This window comes from Hyphococcus formosus, assembly GCF_046736345.1.
GTDB classification, from domain to species: domain Bacteria; phylum Pseudomonadota; class Alphaproteobacteria; order Caulobacterales; family Parvularculaceae; genus Hyphococcus; species Hyphococcus formosus.
This window is the reverse complement of record NZ_CP157210.1, coordinates 2,730,475-2,754,584: the sequence shown is the minus strand read 5'-3', so window position 1 is coordinate 2,754,584 and position 24,110 is coordinate 2,730,475. Positions and strand designations below refer to the sequence as shown.

Annotated in this window: 24 protein-coding genes; 7 read left to right on the top strand and 17 right to left on the bottom strand. The window is 55.3% G+C overall.

The genetic code is table 11. From position 1 onward, the window contains the following. Positions 1–24 precede the first annotated feature (24 nt). The gene (locus tag ABFZ83_RS12805; protein ID WP_411816946.1) at positions 25–570 is read right to left on the bottom strand and encodes a DUF2244 domain-containing protein; all 546 of its coding nucleotides are present in this window, start codon (positions 568–570) and stop codon (positions 25–27) included. A 106-nt stretch (positions 571–676) separates the two neighbouring features. Here ABFZ83_RS12805 and nth point away from each other — a divergent pair, with 106 nt between their 5' ends. The 3 genes from nth to ABFZ83_RS12790 all read left to right on the top strand — a co-directional run bounded on the left by nth (position 677) and on the right by ABFZ83_RS12790 (position 3,976). Then, positions 677–1,450 (top strand): endonuclease III, encoded by a 774-nt coding sequence (nth, locus tag ABFZ83_RS12800; protein WP_411816945.1) that lies wholly within the window; start codon positions 677–679, stop codon positions 1,448–1,450. After that, entirely contained in the window at positions 1,447–2,142 is a 696-nt protein-coding gene (gene pyrF, locus ABFZ83_RS12795; protein WP_411816944.1) for an orotidine-5'-phosphate decarboxylase, read from the top strand. Before nth ends, pyrF begins: the two co-directional genes overlap by 4 nt. 112 nt (positions 2,143–2,254) lie before the next feature. Next, positions 2,255–3,976: an AMP-binding protein gene (locus ABFZ83_RS12790; RefSeq protein WP_411816943.1), complete on the top strand. Its 1,722-nt coding sequence runs from the start codon at positions 2,255–2,257 to the stop codon at positions 3,974–3,976. A 2-nt stretch (positions 3,977–3,978) separates the two neighbouring features. Here the strand turns inward: ABFZ83_RS12790 and ABFZ83_RS12785 are convergent, their stop codons facing one another. Genes ABFZ83_RS12785 through hemC form a run of 4 tightly spaced genes read right to left on the bottom strand, consistent with a single transcriptional unit; the run spans position 3,979 to position 8,755 of the window. Continuing rightward, positions 3,979–5,499, bottom strand: coding sequence for a heme biosynthesis protein HemY (locus tag ABFZ83_RS12785; protein WP_411816942.1), 1,521 nt, complete (start codon positions 5,497–5,499; stop codon positions 3,979–3,981). Positions 5,500–5,505: 6 nt separating this feature from the next. Then, the gene (locus tag ABFZ83_RS12780; protein ID WP_411816941.1) at positions 5,506–7,005 is read right to left on the bottom strand and encodes a mitofilin family membrane protein; all 1,500 of its coding nucleotides are present in this window, start codon (positions 7,003–7,005) and stop codon (positions 5,506–5,508) included. A gap of 59 nt (positions 7,006–7,064) precedes the next feature. Then, positions 7,065–7,787: a uroporphyrinogen-III synthase gene (locus tag ABFZ83_RS12775; RefSeq protein ID WP_411816940.1), complete on the bottom strand. Its 723-nt coding sequence runs from the start codon at positions 7,785–7,787 to the stop codon at positions 7,065–7,067. Further along, positions 7,784–8,755: a hydroxymethylbilane synthase gene (hemC, locus tag ABFZ83_RS12770; protein ID WP_411816939.1), complete on the bottom strand. Its 972-nt coding sequence runs from the start codon at positions 8,753–8,755 to the stop codon at positions 7,784–7,786. The genes ABFZ83_RS12775 and hemC overlap by 4 nt, the downstream gene beginning before the upstream one ends. 130 nt (positions 8,756–8,885) lie before the next feature. On the opposite strand from hemC, the gene tsaD reads away from it, so the two are divergent. Then, the gene (gene tsaD / locus ABFZ83_RS12765) at positions 8,886–9,989 is read left to right on the top strand and encodes a tRNA (adenosine(37)-N6)-threonylcarbamoyltransferase complex transferase subunit TsaD (RefSeq protein WP_411816938.1); all 1,104 of its coding nucleotides are present in this window, start codon (positions 8,886–8,888) and stop codon (positions 9,987–9,989) included. A 40-nt stretch (positions 9,990–10,029) separates the two neighbouring features. Here tsaD and ABFZ83_RS12760 read toward each other — a convergent pair whose 3' ends face one another. Together ABFZ83_RS12760 and ABFZ83_RS12755 are read right to left on the bottom strand one after the other, a co-directional pair. After that, entirely contained in the window at positions 10,030–10,473 is a 444-nt protein-coding gene (locus ABFZ83_RS12760; RefSeq protein WP_411816937.1) for an Rrf2 family transcriptional regulator, read from the bottom strand. 613 nt (positions 10,474–11,086) lie between these two features. Next, the gene (locus tag ABFZ83_RS12755) at positions 11,087–11,719 is read right to left on the bottom strand and encodes a TetR/AcrR family transcriptional regulator (protein ID WP_411816936.1); all 633 of its coding nucleotides are present in this window, start codon (positions 11,717–11,719) and stop codon (positions 11,087–11,089) included. Between the two features lie 65 nt (positions 11,720–11,784). Between ABFZ83_RS12755 and ABFZ83_RS12750 the strand changes: the two genes are divergently transcribed. Both ABFZ83_RS12750 and ABFZ83_RS12745 read left to right on the top strand, forming a co-directional pair. Next, complete coding sequence (locus tag ABFZ83_RS12750) at positions 11,785–12,795, top strand: NAD(P)H-dependent glycerol-3-phosphate dehydrogenase (protein WP_411816935.1); 1,011 nt, start codon at positions 11,785–11,787, stop codon at positions 12,793–12,795. Between the two features lie 2 nt (positions 12,796–12,797). Then, complete coding sequence (locus ABFZ83_RS12745) at positions 12,798–13,094, top strand: YciI family protein (RefSeq protein WP_411816934.1); 297 nt, start codon at positions 12,798–12,800, stop codon at positions 13,092–13,094. Positions 13,095–13,102: 8 nt separating this feature from the next. On the opposite strand, the gene ABFZ83_RS12740 is transcribed toward ABFZ83_RS12745, so the two are convergent. From ABFZ83_RS12740 to ABFZ83_RS12710, 7 genes are all read right to left on the bottom strand, one after another. Beyond that, the gene (locus ABFZ83_RS12740) at positions 13,103–13,498 is read right to left on the bottom strand and encodes a hypothetical protein (RefSeq protein ID WP_411816933.1); all 396 of its coding nucleotides are present in this window, start codon (positions 13,496–13,498) and stop codon (positions 13,103–13,105) included. A gap of 132 nt (positions 13,499–13,630) precedes the next feature. Further along, on the bottom strand, positions 13,631–14,167 hold the full coding sequence (ppa, locus tag ABFZ83_RS12735) for an inorganic diphosphatase (RefSeq protein WP_411816932.1): 537 nt from the start codon (positions 14,165–14,167) through the stop codon (positions 13,631–13,633). Between the two features lie 5 nt (positions 14,168–14,172). Beyond that, entirely contained in the window at positions 14,173–15,396 is a 1,224-nt protein-coding gene (locus ABFZ83_RS12730; RefSeq protein ID WP_411816931.1) for an argininosuccinate synthase, read from the bottom strand. Between the two features lie 128 nt (positions 15,397–15,524). Continuing rightward, complete coding sequence (locus tag ABFZ83_RS12725) at positions 15,525–15,899, bottom strand: hypothetical protein (RefSeq protein ID WP_411816930.1); 375 nt, start codon at positions 15,897–15,899, stop codon at positions 15,525–15,527. 130 nt (positions 15,900–16,029) lie between these two features. Continuing rightward, complete coding sequence (locus ABFZ83_RS12720) at positions 16,030–16,785, bottom strand: glycosyltransferase family 2 protein (RefSeq protein ID WP_411816929.1); 756 nt, start codon at positions 16,783–16,785, stop codon at positions 16,030–16,032. Positions 16,786–16,806: 21 nt separating this feature from the next. After that, positions 16,807–18,114: an amidohydrolase gene (locus ABFZ83_RS12715; RefSeq protein WP_411816928.1), complete on the bottom strand. Its 1,308-nt coding sequence runs from the start codon at positions 18,112–18,114 to the stop codon at positions 16,807–16,809. An 84-nt stretch (positions 18,115–18,198) separates the two neighbouring features. Next, positions 18,199–19,161 carry a fatty acid desaturase gene (locus ABFZ83_RS12710; protein ID WP_411816927.1) on the bottom strand — a complete coding sequence of 321 codons (963 nt, stop codon included), beginning with the start codon at positions 19,159–19,161 and terminating at the stop codon, positions 18,199–18,201. A 482-nt stretch (positions 19,162–19,643) separates the two neighbouring features. Between ABFZ83_RS12710 and ABFZ83_RS12705 the strand changes: the two genes are divergently transcribed. Then, positions 19,644–21,284: a SulP family inorganic anion transporter gene (locus ABFZ83_RS12705; RefSeq protein WP_411816926.1), complete on the top strand. Its 1,641-nt coding sequence runs from the start codon at positions 19,644–19,646 to the stop codon at positions 21,282–21,284. Between the two features lie 51 nt (positions 21,285–21,335). On the opposite strand, the gene ABFZ83_RS12700 is transcribed toward ABFZ83_RS12705, so the two are convergent. The 3 genes from ABFZ83_RS12700 to ABFZ83_RS12690 all read right to left on the bottom strand — a co-directional run bounded on the left by ABFZ83_RS12700 (position 21,336) and on the right by ABFZ83_RS12690 (position 23,998). Continuing rightward, positions 21,336–21,815, bottom strand: coding sequence for a YybH family protein (locus ABFZ83_RS12700; RefSeq protein WP_411816925.1), 480 nt, complete (start codon positions 21,813–21,815; stop codon positions 21,336–21,338). Between the two features lie 353 nt (positions 21,816–22,168). Beyond that, complete coding sequence (locus ABFZ83_RS12695; RefSeq protein ID WP_411816924.1) at positions 22,169–22,801, bottom strand: VPLPA-CTERM sorting domain-containing protein; 633 nt, start codon at positions 22,799–22,801, stop codon at positions 22,169–22,171. A 195-nt stretch (positions 22,802–22,996) separates the two neighbouring features. Beyond that, positions 22,997–23,998, bottom strand: a complete 1,002-nt coding sequence (locus tag ABFZ83_RS12690) for an amidohydrolase family protein (protein WP_411816923.1) — start codon at positions 23,996–23,998, stop codon at positions 22,997–22,999. Between the last annotated feature and the right edge of the window lie 112 nt (positions 23,999–24,110).

The window sequence follows — 24,110 nt, the reverse complement described above, 5'->3', positions numbered from 1 at the left end:
ACGGTTTCGATGGGACCGTGTAGCCTAACCGCGCGCGCGACCCAAGGCACTTGTTAGCGCCTCGGCAAACCGGCCCCGCTCCTCTGGTGACAGAAATGCCCCCAAAATCAATGTTCGTCCTTTGCTGATCACGCGGACCTGACTTTCATGACGGACAGGCTGGTCGATTTTCACTTGCGTCCAATAGGGCTGGAGCCGCCAGCGCATTTCATGCCCCGATGGCATTACCCGGGAAACCCACATCTCGCCATTGGCAATGCGCACCCGTTCGCGCAATCGCCCTTGCCGATAGCTGAGCTTGAACGCAACCCAGACCGCCAGAACATCAAGCCCACAGAACCCTAAAACCGGCCACGCACCCAAAGTCGAAAAGAAAAGCCCAGTAGAGAACAGGGACACCGCGACAATCGTCATGACGATCACAAAGCCTTTATTGGGCAAGGATCGGTTCGGATAAAGAACAGCATCAAAATCGCTTTTCGCGTCGCCCATCGTCTCGAGGCTTGGCGCCTCAAGGCTGCGTCCCTTGGACAGCGGCGGCATGGTTTCCATGGCGGATATTTGGGTCATAGAAAAAATATACGCCCACAAGGGACATGGTCGCAATTGCGCAAAGCGGAACTTTACCTGCGCTTGGCGGACGTTATGGTCGCAACCAGAATCAAAAAGGCCGCCTATGCCCCGCAAAATGACCCGAGACAATGCGCGCAAGATGTTTGAGCGCCTCTCAACGACCGAACCGTCACCGCAAACGGAATTAAATTACACCAATCCCTATACGCTGGTGGTTGCGGTCGCCCTATCGGCCCAAGCCACCGATGTCGGCGTCAACAAGGCGACGAAGGACCTTTTCAAAGTCGCAGATACGCCCGAAAAGATGGTGGCGCTGGGCGAAGAAAAACTTGGCGAATATGTGAAAACGATTGGCCTTTGGCGCAATAAAGCCAAAAACGTCATCGCGCTGTCTCAGATGTTGATCGACAGATTCGGCGGTGAAGTGCCGCAATCGCGCGAAGCGCTAGAGGAACTACCGGGGGTTGGCCGCAAAACCGCCAATGTGGTGATGAATGTGGCCTTTGGCGCGCCGACCATTGCGGTCGACACCCATATATTTCGGATCGGAAACCGCACCGGCATTGCGCCGGGGAAAACTCCGCTCGATGTAGAATTGGGGCTGGAAAAAATTGTCCCTGAGGAATATCTCCAGGATGCGCATCATTGGCTGATTTTGCATGGCCGGTATATCTGCAAGGCGCGCACGCCAGAATGTTGGCGTTGCGATCTAGTTGATCTTTGCGGTTTCAAAGAGAAAGTCTTGTCGCCGGACAAACCAAAACCCGCTAAAAAAAAAGCGACCAAGAAAAAGGCAGCGCCCAAAAAGAAGCTCGCCAACGCTCCTAAGCTTAGAACCACAACGAAACGACCCACAAAGAAAGCTACTGCAAAATGACCCCGAATGACCGCCTGATTATCGCGCTTGACCTGCCGTCTGTTGAAGACGCGCAGCGCGCCATTGATGCGATCGGTGACGCAGGCAGCTTTTATAAAATCGGCTATCAGCTCATGCCGATTGGCGGGCTTGACCTCGCATCGCGTTTATCAGACGCGGGCAAGAAAGTGTTTCTCGACTTTAAGTTTCACGACATCGGCGCAACGGTCGAGCGAGGCGTGAAAAGCGTTGCCGCCCTTGGGGGTGATTATTTAACCGTTCACGCCGAGCCGGATGTTTTGGAAGGTGCGGTCCAGGGACGAGGCGATGATCCGCGTTTGAAAATTCTTGCCGTCACCGTGTTGACCAGTCTCGATCAGGCCAGTCTGACCAAAGCCGGGATCGACATGCGTCTGGAAGATCTTGTGTTGAAGCGCGCAGAATTTGCGGCGGAAGCCGGTGCCGATGGCGTTGTTGCATCTGCGAAGGAAGCCAAAGCCATCCGGTCTCGTTTTGGGGATGCGTTAAAAATCGTAACGCCCGGCGTGCGGCCCGCCGGCAGTGCGATGGACGATCAAAAACGAGTGGTAACTCCTGCAAGCGCGATCGCCGCAGGCGCGGATCAGTTGGTGGTTGGTCGCCCTATCATCGCCAATAGCGACCCGGCCAAAGCAGCGCGCGACATTGTCAGGGAAATTTCCGGCGCGTTATAGGACCCAAGAACTTCTGCGAATCCCCTTGGCTACCGGCCACGATTGGCTTCTGGCAATTTTTGCGCCCCTACCATAGGATGTGGACGGGGCTAGGAAACAAACAGGTACAGTCATGGGTGATCCAGTACGGCGCATAGAACGCCGCTCACGCCGCGCAATTTTTCAGGCATATCTCGAAAATGCAGCGCGTCAAAAATCAGACAAAGTTGCGATTACGGATGGTGATGGGCGCAAGCTCACCTTCAAAGAAATCACACGCGGCGCTTTCGCGCTGGGTGGCGCACTCGGTCGCCTGACCCATCATAATGAACATGTCGGCATCCTATTGCCCACAAGCGCCGGGGCGGTCATCGCGTTATTTGCGCTTTTGTCGCGCGGGCGCGTGCCAGCCATGCTGAACTTTACTTCGGGCTCTAAAAACCTTCTGGGCGCATGCAAAGCGGCGCAGGTTTCAAAGATTGTAACGGCCAAGAAATTCGTCGAGATGGCGGGCCTTGAAAGCCTCATCGAAGAACTTTCGGCCGCCGTTGACATCATCTATCTCGAAGACGTTCGTGAACAGATCAATGGCCGCGACAAAGCGTTGGCGTTATTGGGGCCATTATTCCCGACCATTCTCGCCTCAACACCGAACCCGGACGCGCCGGGCGTCATTCTGTTCACTTCAGGCACGGAAGGCATCCCCAAAGGCGTGGTTCTGTCGCACCGGAACATTATCGCAAATATCGAACAGATTTCGGCCCATGTTGACCTATTGCCAACGGATATATTCTTCAATCCGCTGCCGACATTCCATTGTTACGGGCTCACCGCTGGTGCTTTATGGCCGATATTGAACGGCTATCCGGTTGTATTCCACCCCTCGCCCTTACAAACCAAAATCATCCCTAAGCGGATTTTTGAAACCGGCTCTACGGTGTTGTTCGCAACCGATACGTTTTTATCGCAATATATGCGCGCCAGCGCGGATGGCGGCATGTCATCTTTGCGGATTGCCGTTTGCGGCGCAGAACGTGTTCGCGATGAAACCCGTCAAGCCGCGGAAAAACGTTTTGGCTTTGAAGTTCTCGAAGGCTATGGCGTGACCGAAGGATCGCCCGTCTTGGCCGCAAACCAGCCCGGCGATATCCGCTCAGGCACCGTTGGCAAACTCTTGCCCGCAGTTGAATATCGGCTTGACCCGGTAGAGGGGCTCGACGGGGCCGGTCGTCTTTTCGTCCGTGGGCCAAACATCATGAACGGATATCTTTCGCAAGATAATCCGGGCGTCGTCGTCCCGCCGGAGGACGGCTGGCACGATACGGGTGATATCGTTTCTTTTGACGAAGCGGGTTATATGTCGATCCGCGGTCGCTTAAAGCGCTTTGCGAAGATTGGCGGCGAAATGGTTTCGCTCGCGGTGGTTGAAAACTGCGCCTCAGCCGTTTGGCCAGATAATCTTCATGCAGCCGCGATCTTACCGGACCCGAAAAAGGGCGAGCAAATCATTCTGGTTACGGATCGCCAGGACGCACCGCGCGGCCTCCTATTGGCGTGGGCGCAATCCCATGGCGTGCCGGAAATTGCGGTCCCCAAAAAGATCGTCATTGTCGATGAAATTCCGGTGCTCGGCACAGGGAAAATCGATTTTCTTTCTGTCCGCACCCTCGCCGAAGAAGGCCTGATTGCGATGGAAGCCGCCAAGGATACCCCGGCGGAAAAGCCATCCAAAAAAGAACAGAAAAAATTGACGGCCCAAGAAAAAGCGCTCGAGAAACGCGAAAAGAAAGAAATGAAGGCCAAGAAAAACGCGGCCAATGACGAGAAAGACGAACCCAAAAAAGCGGCGGAATAACGTCAGGAAACTTCGCGCGAGGCTTTGATCGCTTGCTCCGCTTCTTCTTCGGTGCGGATCAAGGCCTCTTCTTCTGTTTCCTCTTCGATTGCTGCATCTTTCGGCGCGTCTTCTTCGCTGGCGTCACCATCGACGATGTGTGGCACCGCGTCGTCCTCCGCGCTGGTGTCGTCTTCGGGCTCTGGAATTGGCGGGGCCGTAAGCAACCGAACTTCTTCTATCGAAAGCTTGCTGGTCAATTCTTCGACTGGCGGCGGTGCCAACCGCTCATGTTCCATATATTCACAAACGAGTCGCGCCCAACCTACGCGCGTGAGATTGAACTCTCCGTCCGATCCGGGCCGCGGGTCACGCGGTGCATTCGCCGCATGCTCAAGCCACACTTGCGCGGCCTCTCGGCCATGTAATTCGGTTATTGCCGTAGCCATCAGGCTAAATGCCGCCGCTGTTGGCGTTTCGCTTAATACTGGCTCGAGGATATCCACCGCATCTTGCCAGTTTTCCTCAAGATTAGCCGCGCGCGCACGTAGCAATGTTGCTTCGTCACTTTGCGGGGCTTTCTCCGCGAGTTTCCGAAGTTTGGTTGCGCGTTTTGCGTTATCTTCATTTTTGTAAAGACGATCATATTGCTTAATCAGCGCCGGGTGCGCGGCATCGGCGAATGCGGTTTCGATGATTTTCGCAGCTTTGCCGACCTTGCCTTCGTCGCCATAAAGCCGCGCCGCAAGCAATGCCGCCGGTGCAAAGCTTGGCGCATATTTAAGTGCGGTTTCAAGCTCGCTTAGTGTTGTGGTTCGATCCACGGTCTGTAATGCATAGGCATCGGCGGTCAGCAAAGCGGCTTTTCCGCGACGGGCTTTTTCCGGATCGATTAATTTATTTTTCTCCGCTCGCTCGAGTGCTGCGCGGGTATCGCCCCATGCGCCGCGCTCTAGCCCTAATTCGAACACGGAATGATATGCCCAATCTGCATTGGCGCGCAGTTGAAAGGCGCGCTCTGCATATCCGCGCGCCTTATCGGGATCGTCCGCTTTGATCGCTTGCGCATAAAGCCCTTTAAGGCCCAAAAATTCCGTCTCAGGCGCTTCGAGCATGGCCGAGAAGCCTTCTTGTGCGGCTTTATCATCACCCGACAACTGTGCTGCCTGCGCACTTAAAAGCCGCGTCACCGCGACATCATCAAGGAGCCGGCGGGCAACGCGCGCATGATGCGCTGCGTCTTCACCATCGCCGACCGCAACGGCCTCTAATCCGCGGGTCAGGGCTGCAACACCGCGTGTGCGTTTGTTTTCCGCCTCCCGTGCGCGAATGCGCGCCGGCAAGCCCATAATGTCCTTGATCTTGTGCGTCAGATAAATCGTCACCAACAGGAGCGCAAAAGCGCCACCAATAATCAAGCCCGAGGGACCATCAAAGTGATAGCCAAAGACCTCACCGGTAAAACGGCTATCTAGGCTTGCGAAATAGGTGACCGCACCGGCAAACAGCAAGATGCACAATAGAAATATCAGAATACGGATCATGATGCTTTACTCCACCGCATTTGCCAAACGGGCGTCAAGCGCCCGAAGCGTTGCAGATGCATTGGCGCGCGCGGTCGCGTCGGCAATCCAATCCTTCATGCTTTCCTGTGCGGCATCGGAAAGTTTTTCGATCTCGATCAGCGCATAAGCGACATCACCATCATCAAGGGCCGCATCGGCCCGCGAAATAATGGCTGCCGCGCTGTCGCCCGCGCGCGGCTCTGCGGGGCGTACCGAAATGATATTCTTTGCGCGCGCCATCACACCGGCGACACCGCTACCGGCGTTGGCTTGCGCATCCGCCGCGATAGCTTTTCGTGCGGCGGCATCAAAACGGTCGCGCAATTCAGCAATCGTAGGAATACCCGTTTGCGCATGGCGGCTTAAAGGTGCGGTAAGATCCGGCGCGAGCGCAGTGACATCGGCCAGCTCAGTCGCATAAGGGGTGCCCCGATCGATTGCGAGCTTTAATGTATCGAGAGACAACCCAGCCTTGATTTGTTCCGGCGTAATTTTTGGCTGGCGCTCACGCAGATCAACAACTGCGGCGCGAAGCTCACTAAGCTCGCGGTCTATTTGTGCATCGCGCGATGAGAGCGCCGATGAAAGGTCCTGCCGCAAGGCATTTATTTCGCCAAGTAACGCATCATTTTTCTCGCGCTCAGCAGTCAATGCTGCGTTCAACCGATCGGTTTGCTGGCTGAATTCATCTTTCAGCGCCGCGATTTCTTCTTGATACGTATTATCTGGCTGAGGCGCATCAATCACCGCAGCAGATTGTTCGGGCTCACTTTCAGCGGGTTCACTATCCGCCGGTGCCGCTTCCGGCACATCCTCTGACGCGACAACATCCTCGCCGAGATCCTCAGCCGGGTCACGATCCTCGTTCTGGGCTTCCTCGGCCTGCGTTTGCTCGACCTGGGCTTCCTCGGTCGGCGCAATCGCCTCGTCTTGCTCCGTTGACGGATCAGGTGTTTCTTCTGGCTGCGCCTCGGTCGGGGCTGGCGTCTTGGCCTCATCACCGAAATTGTTTTCGAGCTTCGCCGCGTCATCGCCCACCGGCGGCAAGAATGTGTCGTCTGCTTCCGCTTCGGTCGGCTCTGGCTTTAGGTCGTCTGCCGGAAGGTTCGAGGTCTTATCCGTCGTAGCGGGCTCGTCTTGGCTCCTAGCCTCTTCGTCCGTTGGGTCATCATCGACGGCCGGTGTCGCTACGGGTGTCTGCGCTGTTTCATCCGCGGGGTCCGATTGCATTCGCCAATAGCCAAAAGCGATGAGCGCCGCGATGGCAAAAGCAATAAAAAGAATGACGCCCGGCGTTAAAGTGGATTTGCGCTTTGCGGGTTCCGCCGCGCTTTCCTCCGCTTCAGAAATCTTTTCTTCTTCGGTGACCGGTTCGTCGTCAAAAGCGGGCGAGACAGTTTCATCATCGCTGACGACTTCCGCCTCGACTTCGGGTATCGCGTTCTCGCTATCCTTTTGATCGGGCTTATTGTCGTCCTGGCTCACGCGGTACTCCCTTTAGCGATGTTGCGACCTATCCTAGATAAGCGCCGGACGGCCTACGCTCAAGCAGAACCCGCATTGGAATGCAGAATCATCTGCAAAAGACTCGTCGCGGAATAGTCAGGCGCAATGTGCAATGTGTGCCAATTGGCCGATCCTGCTCGCGCTGCGACCGCATCGCTCAAACATGCTGCCCGTATTTTTTTCAGCTTTTCTAAAACGCCCGCTTTCGCCGCGAGTTCCAAAAACAACGCGGCAGTTCGCGGCGAAAAAAATGTCGCCCACTCGACCGGTGGGTCAGCGCGCAATTGCGCGATCACATCATCGGAAAGCGTTGAAACGGCATTGGCGGCATAAAGCGTCTCGCGCCGGGCCGAAATATTTTCGTACTTCAACAGCTGAACGAGATCGCCCGCCCGGTCCTTGCCAGCGACATGCAATAACGTTTGTGAAAAGCTAGTCCTTTCGGAGACAATATGATCACGCAAGCGATGAACATCACCGCCCGCTTCACGGACATGCTGAAAACCCGCCTCGCGCGCGACCTTGCCCGTCACGGGACCAACCGCATAAACCAAAAGATCACGGCGATCAGAATTATGAACGAAGGCCCGCACCCCATTTGCGGAGGTAAAGGCAAGGGCATCACTATCCGATAGATCAACCGCGCGGGATTGAATGTCGATTTCCATAACGGGGGATATGATCGGCGTTAGCCCCTGATCGCGGCAGAGCGCTGCGAATTGTTCCGCATCGGGTGCGGCGCGTGTAATGAGGACCCTCACCCCGCGCTCCCGCCAAGCGCATCAAAAAATGCATTCCCTGCGCGATCGCGAATTTCGGTTGCGGATTCTGCGCCGTGGGACGCCGCTTCCTCAATCCCATTTGCCGTGTACGGAAAATTACGCTCGGTCGTAAAACGCTCTTGCCCGTCGAGCGATAATAGCTCGCCGCGGAAATGCACTTCGCCGCCCGTGATGGTCGCAAGCCCCGCAATAGGCGTGCGGCAAGAGCCATCAAGACCTGCAAGGAATGCCCGTTCGACAGCGACGCAAATTTCGGTTTCGGGACAATTAAACCGCGCAGCAATCGCCAGCGCTTCATCGTCATCTTCCCGCGCCTGAACACAAAGCGCCCCCTGCCCGACCGCGGGCAACATTTCTTCGGGCGGCATGATGTAGGTCGCATGGCGTTCGAGCCCGAGCCGACGCAACCCAGCAAGCGCCAGAAACGTCCCGTCAGCATCGCCGCGATCCAGCTTGTCGAGGCGCGTTCCCACATTGCCGCGCAAGGTCACCGGCTTGAGGTCGGGTCGGCGACCCAAAGTTTGGGCCAGCCGGCGCACCGATGCCGTGCCGATCTTTGCGCCTTGCGGTAAATTCCACGGGCTATCGCTGGTGGGGCTGAGAAAAACATCGCGCGGATCCTCGCGCCGGGGGATCGCAGCGGTCACGAGGCCCGGTGGCGATATGGCGGGCATATCTTTCATCGAATGGACCGCAAATCGCGCATTGCCGCTCAAGAGCGCATCTTCGATTTCTTTGGTGAAAAGCCCCTTGCCGCCAATTTCCGCGAGCGATCCCGCCAGATTACGGTCACCGGAACTGACATAATCCCGGATCGGCGCGACCATTTCGGCGGCAGTCTCTGCCTCACCCAGCGCAGCCGCGACCATGGCCTGCACCATATGGGCCTGCGCCAAAGCCAGTGGCGATCGGCGGGTAGCAATGGCAAAGACGTTGTTATTTGACACTCGTTTTTCTTTCGAAACTAAATGGCTTAAAAGGCAGTACCGGCCTCTATGAAATTGAACGCTTGCATTTAGGGGTACTTTTGCGGTCCAAGCGCGTAATTGATCTTAGCGGAATGCGCAAATCGTACCTATGACTACTTCTAACGACCTTTTTGTGCTCGGAGTTGAAACGAGCTGTGACGATACCGCAGCGGCTGTGGTTTGCCGCCGCGCAGATGGAAGCTGTCAGATATTATCGAACGAGGTCTGGGCGCAACATGATGACCATGCGGCGTTTGGTGGCGTCGTGCCGGAAATTGCGGCCCGTAGCCATGTAGAGCGATTGGATAGCACCATCGAACGGGCCATTGCAGTGGCCGGCATTCCGTTTGACCGTCTCTCTGCGGTCGCGGCGACTGCGGGCCCCGGCTTGGTGGGCGGCGTGATGGTCGGCCTGACCACCGCCAAGGCAATCGCCCTTGCCCATAATTTGCCGCTCGTGCCGCTCAACCATCTCGAAGGCCATGCGTTATCAGCGCGCATGACCGAACCGGCGGCATTTCCTTACTTGCTTTTGCTGATCTCTGGCGGTCACACGCAGCTCATTCATGTGCGGGGCGTCGGCGATTATGTCCGGCTCGGGACGACCATTGACGACGCCGCTGGCGAGTCTTTTGACAAGACGGCGAAACTATTGGGGCTGGGCGCGCCCGGCGGCCCGATGGTGGAGGCCGCCGCAACTGGCGGACGCGCGAACCGGTTTGATCTTCCGCGGCCATTGGCGCAACGGGCGGGTTGTGACTTTTCATTCTCGGGTCTCAAAACCGCCATTCGCGAAGCGGCGACAAGCATAGAGCAACCAACCGGTCAGGACGTTGCCGACATCGCCGCGTCATTTCAGTTTGCCGCCGCACGGCATTTGGCGCAGCGCACAGAAAAAGCGATGGAGATGATTTCACCGCCCGAAGGAGACCGCCGATTGGTGGTCGCCGGGGGCGTTGCAGCGAATTGTTCGGTCAAAAAAATGCTGCAGGATTTGTGCGCAGCAAATTCATGGCAATTAATGGTGCCGCCACCGAAATATTGCACTGATAATGGTGCCATGATCGCCTGGGCCGGGGCCGAAAGAATTGCTGCCGGAATGACGCCAACCCTAGATGAATCCTTGGGTTTAGCGCCGCGCGCGCGTTGGCCGCTGGCACCGCACAAAGATGGCGGCAAGCTGGGCAGCGGGCGCAAGGGACCCAAAGCCTGAGGGCGATTTTTTGCGCCAAATGCTGCGCGATAAAACGAATTTATGCTGCGCTTTTTGCTGCAGCATTTGCTGCAGCAATTTCCTTGGCCACCTGCTTTAAATTGACCTCGGAAAGGCGTTCCAAAAACGCCTGCTCGGCCCGTTCAGCAATCACCGTCAGACTATCTTCGATATGGCGACCGACCGGGCAGGCCCGATCTGGCGCAGTCCGGGGCATCCCCAATAGGCCGGGCTCTTCGACCGCTTCGTAAATCTCTAAAAGGCTGATTTTCTTTGGCCCGCGCGCGAGCGTGGAACCGCCGCCCTTGCCAAGTCGGGAATGGGTCAAACCGGCCTGCGATAGCGCGCCCAGCAAGCGCCGAATGACCGCGGGATTGGTGTTCGCACTCTCCGCCAGACGATCGGATGTTTGCGGCTTGGGACGCTCTAGCGCCATCAAGGTCAGGATATGAACAGCAACGGCAAATCGACTGGAACCAGGCATGGTGACCTCCGAAAACGGGTTCGGGTTACGCTACGCCACTTGAATTGTGATTTCGTTACTAACACTGTTTCAAATTGAAATCCGACCGGAAATTTCGCCGCGATCAGATACAAAAAGGGCGCGAAAGCCGGGGCGGGCTTTCGCGCCATAGTCTCTGCTGAGAAAGGGGAGGGTGCGTCCTAAGGGGAGGGACTAGCTCTCAGCAGGATCGGGGTAGAAAACTTTTAAGCGACGACAACGCCGCGTGTCGCCAAATCAGCGACATTGAAAAGCAGGACACCAAGTACGCAGGTAAGGGTCACTGTCGCTGCCACTTGGACAGCAAAATTGCGAAGGCTGGTCATTTTGATCTCTCGTATAAGTTTGTTCTTAACCTGAGAATTCTTCCTCAGGAGCAAGGCGATCATTGTTGTGCCGCCCTGTTGAAGGGGGACATAGGACCCCTCTGAAGAGTTGTCAATGAACGATATGAATATTATTCATTGTTTAATGGTCATTTTTTGTCGCACCGCAAAATAACGAGCGTTTTCAATGGCTTAAACAGCATCTTCATGCCATAAACCAACACACCTCACGCCGATTTGATCAAATGGGTGGAGCTTTACACTAAAACTTAGGCATTTTCTCGCGCCTTTTGGGCGGTCTGTTTAGCGGCCCGCCACGCGAATCCATCAAGGATCAGGTCGACAACGCCGTTCAGCTCTCGCGCGAGGACATCATACTCCCCCTCATGAAAGACCGATGGGCTGGTAAAGCGATAGGCGGCGTCTTGTAGGATTTTGACCGTCTCGTCCGGTTTATCGATCGCGAAATCGCCCTCATCGACACCATGGCGCAGGATTTCAGCGAGGACGCGCCCCTCGGCATTTTCCCATTCAATCGCGATTTTAGGGCGGGAATTCATAAGCTCATTCGAGAGCTCATAGGATTTTGGCTTATCGTGGAAACGCTCATAAGCGAGCGTGAATTTGGTGAGAAAGAAAGACCGGAGCTTTTTCGCGGGCGGCAAGTCCGGGGCATCCGCCACCTCGCGCAATTTCTTCACTTGTTCCATCCTGAGGACACGCACGAACATTTCTGCGATATCAAGCTTGGATGGGAAGTAGCGATAGAGATTGCCGGTGGACATGTTGCAGTCCTGCGCTATCTCCGACATGGTCGTTTTACCGTAACCATAATGAAGAAAGCGCCGACTCGCGGCATCTAGAATCTGCTTGGCTGTATCGTCGAGATTTTCTGCTGGCATCAATCACCGCATGTTTATGTTAACGTCTTTATAAACCGTTCAATCCTCAATTCGCAATGAATCAAATGAAATCAACTTCGGCATTTACATCAATTGGCGTTATTGGCGGCGGGGCCTGGGGTACGGCGCTCGCTTCTCTGTGCGCCAGTAACGGCATACCGACCACCATCTGGGCCCGGGAACCTGAGGTCGTTAAGGCCATCAATGCGCGTCATGAGAACACCGAATACCTGGCGGATGTTCCCTTACCCAAAGCCCTGAAAGCCACCGAATCATTGGGTATGGCCATTGAAAACGAGGCCATACTTTTCGTTGTTCCGGCCCAGTTTTCACGCCCGACCTTCGCGGAATTACGGGCTTTGGCCGGCGAAAGCGCCTTGCCGGTTGCGCTTTGCTCGAAAGGCATCGAGCGGGACACCGGCCTTTTAATGACGGAAGTTTTATCGGCGGTATGGCCGGAAGCCATACCGGCGGTTCTATCGGGCCCAAGCTTTGCACGCGATGTCGCCATGGGCCTACCGACCGCCGTGACCCTGGCCAGCGCAGATGAAACCATTGGTCAAAAATGGATGGCCACAATCGGCGCGCCGCATTTCCGGCCCTACCTGACGGACGACCTGACCGGCGCGGAATTGGGCGGTGCAGTCAAAAATGTGTTGGCCATTGCCGCTGGCGTTGTTGCCGGTCGCGGCATGGGCGAGAGCGCCCGCGCCGCATTGATCGCGCGCGGCTTTGCGGAGTTTCAAAAGCTCGGCGTGGCGCTTGGGGCCCAAGCCCAGACCATGGCCGGCCTTTCCGGTTTAGGGGATTTGATTTTAACCGCGTCATCGCCGCAATCGCGCAACATGTCCCTTGGCATTGAGCTGGGAAAAGGTAAATCACTCGACGAAGCCCTCGCCGGCCGCAATAGCGTCAGCGAAGGCGTTGCCACCGCCGGTGCAATCCATGCGCTGGCGGAGAAAGCCGGCATTGATGCACCGATCTGTTCTGCGGTCGCGGAACTTGTTAGTGGCCGGCGGACAGTAGACGAAATCATCGCCGCGTTACTGGCGCGGCCATTCACAACGGAAGCGTAACAATGCCTAATTTCATTCTGATTTGCCGTGACAAACCCAATTCGCTTGAGCTGCGAATGGAAACACGTCCGGCGCATCTCGATTACTTCAATGCCTATGGCCCCGGCGGCTTGGTTGCGGGACCGATGCTTGATGACAATGGCAAACCGAAAGGTTCCGTCCTGATTATCGAGGCCGAAGATCAAGCGGCAGCGGAGGCATTTGCGCAGAACGATCCCTATGCCAAAGCCGGGCTATTTGAGAGCGTTGAAATTCAACCCATGGCACTCGCGGCCGGGGCTTTTGTTTCCAAGACCTAACGGCCCGTCTAGCGGCGGCGTTTATAGGCCTTGCAGCTGGCTTCATAGGGACGTCCGGAAAGCCGGGCGTTCCAACCTGCGGTCCACGCATCACCGGCATCGACACCACCGCGCGCGCGGCATTGCTGAAAGCCCGTGCGATATTCCGGCGACAGCACATCGATCTTCGCCGCAAGGGCAAATGCCGCGTCATAGCACTCGCAAACCAGATCCTGACCGCCATTTGCGGTCAGTGTCGGGGTCATATCGCTACCGGAAGCACTCTTGGAAACAATGACGTTTGAGGTCGGCGCATCGGCCAATTTGCCGCCGGAGCCGAGATTGGCATTCATCATCGCGTAAAAGGCAATGCCAAGCACAACCAGCGCCAGCACACCGCCAAACATGGCCTCGATATTTCTCATATCACCCCTCGACTATTCCCCCGCATCGCCATTTCGGCGATGCCTAGCCCAAATAAAGAGCCTAGCCCAATAAAAACGGGCGCTTCGATGATAACCCGAAGCGCCCGTCATAAAAAGAGGTAAACGAGGTGTTTACTCGCCGGCTTTTTTCGCGGCTTCAATCCCGTCCATAATCAGCTTTTCCGCCACATCTGGCCCTTTCCAGCCCACAACCTTGACCCATTTATTTGGCTCAAGGTCTTTGTAATGCTCGAAGAAATGGCTGATCCGCTCGGTCAGAATATCGGGCAGATCCTCATAGGTTTCGATTTTCTGATAATAGCGCGTCAGGCGTGGGCTTGGCACTGCGAGGATCTTTTCGTCCATGCCGGCTTCGTCTTCCATCATCAGAACGCCAACAGGCCGCGCGGCGACCACAGAACCCGGCACGAGCGGACGATTGCCGACAACCATGACATCCACCGCATCGCCATCATCGGCGAGCGTGCCCGGCACGAAACCGTAATTACAAGGATAGCGCATATCCGTGTAAAGGAAGCGGTCAACGAACATCGCGCCCGACGGTTTGTGAATTTCGTATTTAATCGGGTCGCCGCCGAGCGGCACTTCGATAACGACATTGATGTCTTTTGGCGCGTCTTCGCCAGTCGGCACCTTTGTGAGATCCATTTTTCTTACTTCGCTTTCATATTCCGCCGCGCCAACAATTTGAGGCGCAACGCATTGAGTTTGATGAAGCCTTCGGCATCTTTCTGGTCATAGACCATGTCTTCTTCAAAGGTGACGTGGGCTTCGGAGTAAATCGTATTTTCGGAAGAACGGCCGATGACATCAGCTGATCCCTTATAAAGTTTAAGCGTGACACTGCCGGATACATGTTCCTGGCTTTTGTCGATGGCCGCTTGCAGCATTTCGCGCTCCGGCGAATACCAGAAACCATTATAAATCAGTTCAGCATAGCGCGGCATTAATTCGTCTTTGAGATGCGCCGCGCCGCGATCGAGGGTGATTTGCTCAATTCCGCGATGGGCCGCCAATAACACGGTGCCGCCCGGCGTCTCATAGATCCCGCGTGACTTCATGCCGACAAAGCGGTTCTCAACAAGATCAAGACGGCCAATACCATGCTTGCCGCCCAATTCATTGAGCTTGGTCAACAGCTCAGCCGGTGAGAGCTTTTGGCCATTGATCGAAACCGCATCACCGCGCTCGAATCCGACTTCGATGATTTCTGGCTGATCCGGTGCAGCTTCGGGGTCCACGGTGCGCTGATAAACATAATCAGGCGCAGGCACCGCCGGGTCTTCAAGCACTTTGCCCTCAGACGAGGTGTGCAACAAATTCGCATCCACCGAGAACGGCGCTTCGCCGCGTTTATCCTTTGGAATTTCGATCTGGTGCGCTTCAGCGAACGCAATCAGCTTTTCGCGCGAGTTCAAATCCCATTCGCGCCATGGTGCGATCACCCGAATGTCGGGGTTGAGCGCATAGGCGTTTAATTCAAAACGAACCTGATCATTCCCCTTCCCGGTTGCGCCATGGGCAATTGCATCTGCGCCGGTTTCCTTGGCGATTTCCACGAGCCGTTTTGCGATCAGCGGGCGGGCAATCGAGGTGCCTAGCAAATACAGCCCTTCATAGACCGCATTCGCGCGGAACATCGGAAATACGAAATCGCGGACGAATTCTTCCCGGACATCCTCGATATAGATATCTTTGATCCCGGCGCGCTCGGCCTTGCGGCGGGCTGGTTCCAGCTCTTCGCCCTGACCGAGGTCAGCCGTGAAGGTTACGACTTCGCAGCCATATTCAACTTGCAGCCATTTAAGGATGACCGACGTATCAAGCCCGCCCGAATAGGCTAGAACCACCTTTTTCACGTCTTTTTCACTGGCCATAATCAATCCTTTCCGCTGCATCGCGCGCCTATAGCGCGATGGGCCGGATTTCGCCAGTGCAATATATAAAAAAGGCGGAGCCGAAAATCGCTCCGCCTCAGCCGATTATAAAGCCTTCTCTTTACGGATTATGTCCGCACATAAATTTTGATCCCGTTATTATAGCGATAATACATGCGCGCCCGGCGATCCCACGCCAAAGGCGGGCGGGCCTTCGCATAACGGCGTGCCTCCCGGCGATTGCCCTCATAGTAAAACGCACTGATAGGACAAATCGTCACCGCTTCGTCGCGGCGGTTTTCGCGGCGGTCCCAACGGTCCTCGGCGCGGTCACGATAACCATAATTGCGGCGCGCATCGCGGCGGTCTTCACGCCGATCCGCTCGGTCTTCTCGCAGGTCCGGACAGGCCCGCGGATTTAGCTTCCATTGCCCCGCAAATGCTGGTGCGCTCATCCCCGCCAGACACAAACCAACTAATCCAACTACCAGTTTCTTCTTCATCGAAGTGTCTCCTCACTGAAACAGGCCCCCAAGCCAGTAACGACACAAAGATGAAACGCCGGACCGCGCGCCGTTCCGTCGAGCGCAAGCAAGGTCATTTCGCGGCGCAAATGGGGCGGAAATCGGGCGGCTAGCGGCACCGCTCTTCGAAGGCGCGGCTAAGGCGCTTAATGCGTTTTTGAATGGATCGCCGGATCCGCGCGAGACCGCCTTTGGCGCGGCGCGGTTGTTGCGGATCATGAACATGACGTTCATCGCCGATATGCCGAACCGCGGGCTCTTCCAGATTGGCGTTCTGAAAACCGGCCTTTTTAAACGCATAGCTGATATCGGCCTCGCCGCCGATGGGCGCGAAGGGGCCGATACGATGATAATCCGCCAGACGGCGCAAACCGGGATTGAAGGAATAGCTAAAATATTCCGGGTGCAGACTTGGATCGTGCAGAAAATACGCAAGGCCATCAAGCTGGCGCTGCGGCATATGTTGGATTTTTTTATTGAGCTGATCCCGCGCCCTGAGCCCCACCATCGCAACATTGGGGTGTGCGTCTAGAATAACCTCCGACTCGGCGATGAAGCCTGAGCGGTGAAACGCCCAATCATCTTCACAATGAAAAATGAGCGGCGTTTCGACCAATGCATAGGCTTTATCAATTGACGCAATCTGACCAAGCTGTTGGTCATTGACGATAACATCAATGGGATGGGAGACCTGCTGCGCGACCGCTTTCACAGCCTGATCGGTTGAATCTTCGATCAGGATTGTCTTTGCCGGCGGCCGGTCGAGATGCGCAAATAATGAGGCGAGCGTTTGACCCAAAAGATCAAAGCGCCCGCAGCTCGTTATCACTATCGTATAGGGCTTTGGCGTATAGGGGGTTGGCATGATTGCGGTTCCCCGTTCGCTTTACTGTTCTTGATTAAACAGCGAAATCGCCGATGCGGTCATAGCCCGGACGCCGTCTTTAATCGCCGGCTCTGGCGTAATCTTGAAGAATGGCGAGTGATGCGACGGTGCCGATTCGACGTCTTTTTCAGGCGTTCCGCCAACGCTGAAATAAACGCCTTTAACGCCACTTTCCGGCGTCACGAAATAGGCAAAATCCTCCGCCCCCATACCTTCGCGCGGGACATCGATCAAAACATCTTCGCCCATCTCGTTGGTAATTGCAGCGCGGACTTTTCTGGCTGTTTCTTCGTCATTGATAGTCGGCGGCGTGGTTTCGGTCTTTGAGCGAATAACCTCGGGCATCAAATCTTTCGGCACACCAAGCGATACGGCAACGCCCTCAGCAACGCGGTCAATACTATCGAGCAATTGTTTGCGCACTTCATGATCGTCTGAGCGTACCGTCAGTTGCATCTCGACCTTGTCGCCAATGATATTGTGTTTGAACCCGCCATGAATTGCGCCAACAGTAATCACGCCCGCGTCGAGCGGCGCGATCGTACGCGAGACAACTGACTGAAGCGTCACAACAATTTGCGATGCGACGAGAACCGGATCAATGCCTTTATGCGGGGCGGCCCCATGCGTGCCAACACCGCGAACGATGATATCGACACTATCGGAACTCGATGAACTGATATTAAGCGGCACCTGAATGCGGTTGATCGGCGTATCGGCGGATACGTGAAATGCCAACGCATAATCAGGCTTTGGAAAGCGCTTATAAAGCCCGTCATTGATCATCTCGCGCGCACCAGAGATCCGCTCCTCCGCAGGCTGACCAATCAACACAAGCGTACCGGACCATGCGTCTTTGCGGGCTGCCATCTGCCGTGCTGTCCCCACAAGCGAAGTGATATGCACATCATGGCCACAGGCGTGCATCACCGGCTTGACCTCGCCGTCAATGTCTTCCTGGGTGGCGACCGATGAATAGGAAAGACCGGAATCTTCCTTGACCGGCAATCCATCCATATCTGCACGGATCATAATGGTCGGGCCTTCGCCATTTTCCAGAACCGCGACAACGCCAGTACCGCCAACGCCCTCGGTCACGTCATAACCGAGCACCCTGATTTCACTCGCAAGGCGTTTTGCGGTTTTGAACTCGCGATGGGAAAGCTCGGGGTTTTTGTGAAAATGAATGAACAGCTCTTCGAGATTTGCTTCGTAATCCGCTTCGATATCCGCACGCAGACCCGATTGCGCAAATGCTGATCCGCTCAAGAGTACAGCACTGGCCATCAATGTTGTGATCAGTTTCATTCCCTCACCTTCCATAAGAAAAAGATGCGCAAACCCACGCGCATCTTTGAAATTGTTATTGGCAGCTTGCCCTGCGGCAGCAGTTTAGCGCAGCGAGGAGATGCTGACCATCTTTTGTTGCGCTGTACACCAAAGTGCGAGGCGCGCACATTTCAGGCTGTCTTTGATTGTCATAACCGGCAGGGACAATAGATCCTCACTGGCGCGGTAACATTCCATCAAGCGATAATTCGGAATCAAACTCGCGAGGTGATGGATATGATGCAGGCCAATATTGCCGGAAAGCCAGCGCAAAGGTGTCGGCAGCTTGTAATGCGATGAGCCATAAATTGCGGCCTCCGCATAATTCCATTTTGGCCGTGCCGCCCAATAGGTGTCTTCATATTGATGCTGAACAAAAAACAGCCAGGTCCCGGCCCAGGCCGCGACCGTCACCGACACGCCAAAGACCAGCGCCACCGCACCAAACCCGAAAAGGAACGAAAGCCCCCCATAGAACAGCACGAGCGCAATATTCAGCGCGACAACGCTTTTCCAAATTTGCCCAAGGCGCATGCCTTGATAGGTTTCGGTGAATGGCATCGGCCCGGCCATCGGAATGCGCTGCATGAAAATGAAATAGATTGGCGCACCGAATGCGATCATCACGACCGGATGACGGTAAAATCTGTACAAGAACTTATTCGTTGGCGAAAGGGCGCGATATTCCTCGACCGTAAGCGTATCGACACCGCCAATACCGCGCCGATCAAGATCACCGGAGCTTGCATGGTGCCGGTTATGGGCGTCGCGCCAAAAGCCATAAGGCGTGAAGGTAAGAATACTGATGAAAAAGCCGAGCGCATGATTTGCGCGTTTTGATTTGAAATAGCTGCCATGACCACAATCATGCTGGATCGTGAACAGCTTGACCAATAATCCGCCGGCGAGCGGGCCCAGCAAAAACACGAGCGGCCACAACCCTGATGACACGGCCCAGAAACATGCCGCGATTACGCCCGCATAAAGCGCAATACTCAGCCCCGCTTGAGACAAGCTGCGATGCAAATGCGCGCCCTGAAAATTTTTGCAGTGGGTAGCAATTCGGCGCAACATTGCCTTTCGTGGGCATTCTTCATCCGAATTTGCGGGAATTTGAACGGCTGGTTTTACGCCATTTTCGGCGCATGGATTTCTCGTATTCGCGGTTGATTGACTCGCGGCAGCAGAAATTGAGCTAGACATGTATCGGGATAAAACTCGTTTTTTGGGCGATGCCAAAGGAACCGGCACCATACTTCAACTATTTCGGTGACTCTGCTTAGCCAATTTCGCGCGGAAAGGCCAACCGTTGTATCGTCACGCTTTGTTTATGATTACAACGCGGGCCAAAATCACGCCAGAAAGCACAGAAGTCGGCTTAGCCCCTAACATGTCTCTAAAAAGTGACTAATTTCTAACCACCCATGGCACGGTGTTGTTGCATTGCAGCATGTTTCCCCTATGTAGGCACCTGCTTTCATTGAATCACTAACGAAACGGGCCCGATCGTGACGAAAACGACCCTCGCCGCGTTCGCAGAACGCCTCACGCAAAAAGACTGGAGCAATTCCAGCTTTGCCGAACTCACCCCGAACCAGATCAAAGTCGAGCTGCTAGCCGGCCTGACCGTGGCGCTGGCACTTGTCCCCGAAGCGGTGGCTTTCGCCTTTGTGGCCCATGTGCACCCGCTTGTGGGGCTATATGCGGCCTTTATCGTCGGGCTGATCACGGCGGTTTTTGGCGGCCGTCCGGGCATGATTTCAGGCGCGACCGGTGCGCTGGCCGTTGTGATGGTCGCCCTCGTCAGCCAGCACGGGGTCGAATATCTTTTTGCGACCGTCGTTTTAATGGGCATCCTTCAACTGCTCGCAGGCATCTTCCGCCTCGGCAAATTTATTCGCCTTGTGCCCCACCCGGTCATGCTTGGCTTCGTGAATGGCCTCGCGATTGTGATTTTCCTCGCCCAGCTTAGCCAGTTTCAGGTCCCCGGCACCGCAGATGGGGGCGGCCACGGTATTGGCGGCTCCGGCGAATGGATGACCGGCACACCGCTTTATCTGATGCTCGGCCTTGTGGCGCTGACCATGGCGATCATCTGGGGCATCCCGAAAATCACCAAAGCGATCCCCGCGCCGCTGGCCGGCATCGGGATCGTTGCGGCGATCGTCATCGGCTTCGGTCTTGATGTGCCGCGGGTTGGCGACCTCGCCTCGATCCAGGGGACCTTGCCGCCATTCCACATTCCGTCGGTGCCGCTCAATCTTGAGACCCTGAAAATTATCCTGCCTTACGCCTTCATTCTGGCGGCGATTGGCCTGATCGAAAGCCTTCTGACGCTTAATCTCGTAGGCGAAATAACCAATAAGCGGGGCGGCGCATCACAGGAATGTTTGGCCCAAGGGGCGGCCAATCTGGTTACCGGCTTTTTCGGCGGCATGGGCGGCTGCGCGATGATCGGTCAGTCGATGATCAATGTGAAATCCGGTGGCCGGACACGCCTTTCGGGCATTGCGGCGGCGCTTTTCCTTTTGGCCTTTATCCTTGTTGGGTCGAGCCTGATTGAGCAGATCCCGCTGGCGGCGCTGGTGGGTGTAATGTTCATGGTGGTTATCGGTACGTTTGCGTGGCAGTCACTCCGGATCATGCGCCGCATTCCGCTGACGGACGCATTCGTGATCGTTCTCGTCACCATCGTCACGGTCATGCATGACCTCGCCGTCGCAGTGGTCGTCGGGGTGATTGTTTCGGCCCTCGCCTATGCCTGGAACAATGCAAAGCGCATTCACGCCATCACCCGCGAAAGCGTGACCGAAGCCGGCGCAAAGGTCTATGAGCTGGAAGGCCCGCTGTTCTTTGGCTCGACCGACGGATTTATGGAACTGTTCACGCCCGAAGAAGACCCCGACATGGTAATTGTCGATTTCATGCGCTCGCGGGTGGTTGACCAATCGGCGCTGCAGGCCATCGAAGACATGGCCGCGAAATATGAAGCGCTTGGAAAAACCTTGCGCCTTCGACATCTTTCTCGCGATTGCCACAGCTTACTCAATCGCGCGGGACAATTGATGGTCGATTCCAATGATGACCCGGAATATGCGCTGGCGGTTGATTATTCCGTCCGTACAGGAATATTTGGCGGCGGCCATTAAAGGCCGCCGCCACTCCCCCAAAGTTATCGGGTTTAATTCCTAAAGTCCCAATTAGTTCCCGCTCGGAATGGTCGAGAAATGCGCGTGGACAAGTTTCCACGCGTCACCCATGTTCACATAAACGCGGGTTGATTTTGCGATATTGGGTTTCACCGTTCCGTCCGGGCCCTTCATCATGCCCGCATAATTATAGGTCAGGATAGCCGTATCCCCATAGACCTGCACCTTGGGGTTCTGCATATCTGCAAAAACCGTTTTCTCGGTTGATTCAACCGCAGCAACCCGGGTGATCATTGCCTTGCCATCGACACGGGTCAGGAATGCCGGATTGAATTCGGTATAATCATCAGCCACCGTTTGCATTTGTTCCCGTGCGGATTTTCCGGACATTTCCGCAGCCCATTGCGACTTGGCAAGCGCCATCACCGCGTTTGCGATTTCATCGTGATCTGAAGACGATGCAGACGTCACCGGTGCAAGCGCGACAACAAAAGCAATGGCACCAATTTTGAGAAAATTCGAATAGCGCATGGGTCCCTCCCGAGGGCTAAGCAGTTGGTTTAATTTTCAAGTAATGAATGCGTAAACAACTTGGCTTTTAGTCCGCGAAGAACACGACCCCCGCGATCTATTTGCGCGTATACGGAGCGCATTGATAGAGAAGAAGATGATGCGCCTGAGGCTGGAAAGAGTCAATCTATGGTCGCAGGCGCGGTCAGACCACAACCGATAGCGAAGCCTGTCTAACCGGCCATAGGCCATGGGCGCTGGATGCACCGCAACATCAAGATATGGTGGGTAAACAGGAACGCTCTTTTATTCGAATAGCGGGGTTCGGAGCGTTATACGGCAGGGCGGCGGCGCAGCGCCGCCCAAAAGCGAGATTAACGCGTCGCCTTTATCTGTCTGCGGCGCATCGCACCGATCCCGGCCAGACCCGCAAGGAACAATGGAAACGCCGCGGGCAATGGCACATCGGATACCGGATCGCCATAAACATCAATGCGCAGATCGGCCGAAATATTAAAACCATCCGCGCTTGCAGGGGCGATTACATTTGTCACCGTGAGCACAATCGACGAAATCACATAGCCCTCTAAATCAATGCCATTCGTACTCGCGGCAGCGGTCGTGCCAATCAGATCCGATTCCGGTCCCCATAAAAAGTTCACAAGAGCCGGCGTCCCACCATTATTCAGGTAAACCGAAAAGAAGAAGCTATGGTCCACACCATCCGTTATTGATGTGGCGAAGGCATCAAAATCCGCACCCGACGAAATCGTATTGACATTATTCGAAGTGATGAGCGTGTCAGCACCGACAACCGGTGCTGTACCCGCGAACAGGTCAGAAAAACTCGTATCCGGTGCGATCCCGGCACCGACAAAAATCCCGCCGTCATTCGACCCCGTGGGCGAAGTTACATCCGACTCTGCTTCATAGCTCCACAGCAGTGCAGCGCTCGCATTGCTAATCGCAAAAACCGCGGCCACCAGACCGGCAATAATGACCTTCATACTCCCCTCCAGACACTACTAAATGAGCGCATAATATTGTTCTGTCAGGTAAAGGAGTGTCAACAGCACTCGATTAAGCATGAACAATATTTAGTATTTATACGTCGGAAATGATGCGATTAACGATTTCGGCACAAGCTATGGCTGAATTCCACCAAGGGTAAACTTGCCCGTTTCCGCAGTTCAGTGTTTTCCCTAGCCTTCGCTCTCCAGGCGGAGGAATCGCACCGCATTGTCGTGAAGGATCATTTTCTTTTGCTCATAGGTCAAAAATGGCGCGTCATTAATTGCCGCAATGCCCTCGTCGATCAGCGCGGGCCAATTCATCTGATCCGAACCAAACATGATCCGGTCGACATAACCGGCGTCCACAACAGCCTCCAAAAAGTCGTAATAGGCGCTACGTGTCGCCGCGATTTGCAAAACACCCACATCAATATAAAGCTGCGGAAACATAAAGAGCATTGCCAACAGGTCATCCGTAAACGGAAAACCGCCATGGACTACATAAACACGCAAATTCGGATATTGCTTTAATACGGGCTCCAAGGTGCGGGGCGATTGAAGCGTGAATTCAGGATATAGATGGGGCGCACCCGGCGGCCCGACGCCAATATGTATCCCGACCGGCAGGTCTTTTTCAGCCGCCATCGCCCAATAGGGCGCAAGGCGCGGATCATCGGCCTTGATGCCGTTATATTGCGACGTAACCTCCATCAGCACTTTGACTTTGCCCTGATCGACAAGCGCCCCAATCGCATCGGCGCTGAGATCATCCGGCCGGTTCGATAAGGCATGCCCGGGAATGAAAAGATCACCACCGGCCTCTAACCAGGTCTCAAAAAGGTCGCCGCGCCCTGACAACACCCCGCGAACATTATTGCGCCGCATGGCTTCTAGGGTCTCGTTCATGACCGCTTCATCCGTGGCCGCCCCAACGATTGACCCATCGCAATAATCGGAAAATCCGCGCTGGACCAAACGCTCCCGCCACGGCACAGCCGGATCATACCGCAGATCTGCGGCGAAACCGCTACAGGTTTTTTGCCCGGGCGGGCCATTACCATCAGCGGGATAGGCATGGAGATGAACGTCAATGATCGGCCCGGTATATGCCTCGCTGTTGGGTTCTGTGGTTTGATCGCCACAACCAATAATCAGTACACAGGCAAAAAACGAAATTGCTAATCGGATCATAACACCCTCCCCCGGGTCAAAACTGTAACGCGAGCCGTGACCGCGAACAACCGCGCGCATGGGTTGTGGTTACCCGATCAATCGTAACGCAAAGCGCGTAAGTGAAATAGCC

Coding starts and splice junctions, on each gene's coding strand:
- ABFZ83_RS12760 (WP_411816937.1), bottom strand. CDS start 10,473: ATGCCTGGTTCCAGTCGATTTGCCGTTGCTGTTCATATCCTGACCTTG.
- ABFZ83_RS12730 (WP_411816931.1), bottom strand. CDS start 15,396: ATGGCCAGTGAAAAAGACGTGAAAAAGGTGGTTCTAGCCTATTCGGGC.
- ABFZ83_RS12785 (WP_411816942.1), bottom strand. CDS start 5,499: ATGATCCGTATTCTGATATTTCTATTGTGCATCTTGCTGTTTGCCGGT.
- ABFZ83_RS12700 (WP_411816925.1), bottom strand. CDS start 21,815: ATGCGCTATTCGAATTTTCTCAAAATTGGTGCCATTGCTTTTGTTGTC.
- ABFZ83_RS12715 (WP_411816928.1), bottom strand. CDS start 18,114: ATGAAACTGATCACAACATTGATGGCCAGTGCTGTACTCTTGAGCGGA.
- ABFZ83_RS12790 (WP_411816943.1), top strand. CDS start 2,255: ATGGGTGATCCAGTACGGCGCATAGAACGCCGCTCACGCCGCGCAATT.
- ABFZ83_RS12720 (WP_411816929.1), bottom strand. CDS start 16,785: ATGCCAACCCCCTATACGCCAAAGCCCTATACGATAGTGATAACGAGC.
- ABFZ83_RS12750 (WP_411816935.1), top strand. CDS start 11,785: ATGAAATCAACTTCGGCATTTACATCAATTGGCGTTATTGGCGGCGGG.
- ABFZ83_RS12740 (WP_411816933.1), bottom strand. CDS start 13,498: ATGAGAAATATCGAGGCCATGTTTGGCGGTGTGCTGGCGCTGGTTGTG.
- ABFZ83_RS12690 (WP_411816923.1), bottom strand. CDS start 23,998: ATGATCCGATTAGCAATTTCGTTTTTTGCCTGTGTACTGATTATTGGT.
- pyrF (WP_411816944.1), top strand. CDS start 1,447: ATGACCCCGAATGACCGCCTGATTATCGCGCTTGACCTGCCGTCTGTT.
- ABFZ83_RS12725 (WP_411816930.1), bottom strand. CDS start 15,899: ATGAAGAAGAAACTGGTAGTTGGATTAGTTGGTTTGTGTCTGGCGGGG.
- tsaD (WP_411816938.1), top strand. CDS start 8,886: ATGACTACTTCTAACGACCTTTTTGTGCTCGGAGTTGAAACGAGCTGT.
- ppa (WP_411816932.1), bottom strand. CDS start 14,167: ATGGATCTCACAAAGGTGCCGACTGGCGAAGACGCGCCAAAAGACATC.
- ABFZ83_RS12695 (WP_411816924.1), bottom strand. CDS start 22,801: ATGAAGGTCATTATTGCCGGTCTGGTGGCCGCGGTTTTTGCGATTAGC.
- ABFZ83_RS12755 (WP_411816936.1), bottom strand. CDS start 11,719: ATGCCAGCAGAAAATCTCGACGATACAGCCAAGCAGATTCTAGATGCC.
- ABFZ83_RS12745 (WP_411816934.1), top strand. CDS start 12,798: ATGCCTAATTTCATTCTGATTTGCCGTGACAAACCCAATTCGCTTGAG.
- nth (WP_411816945.1), top strand. CDS start 677: ATGCCCCGCAAAATGACCCGAGACAATGCGCGCAAGATGTTTGAGCGC.
- ABFZ83_RS12805 (WP_411816946.1), bottom strand. CDS start 570: ATGACCCAAATATCCGCCATGGAAACCATGCCGCCGCTGTCCAAGGGA.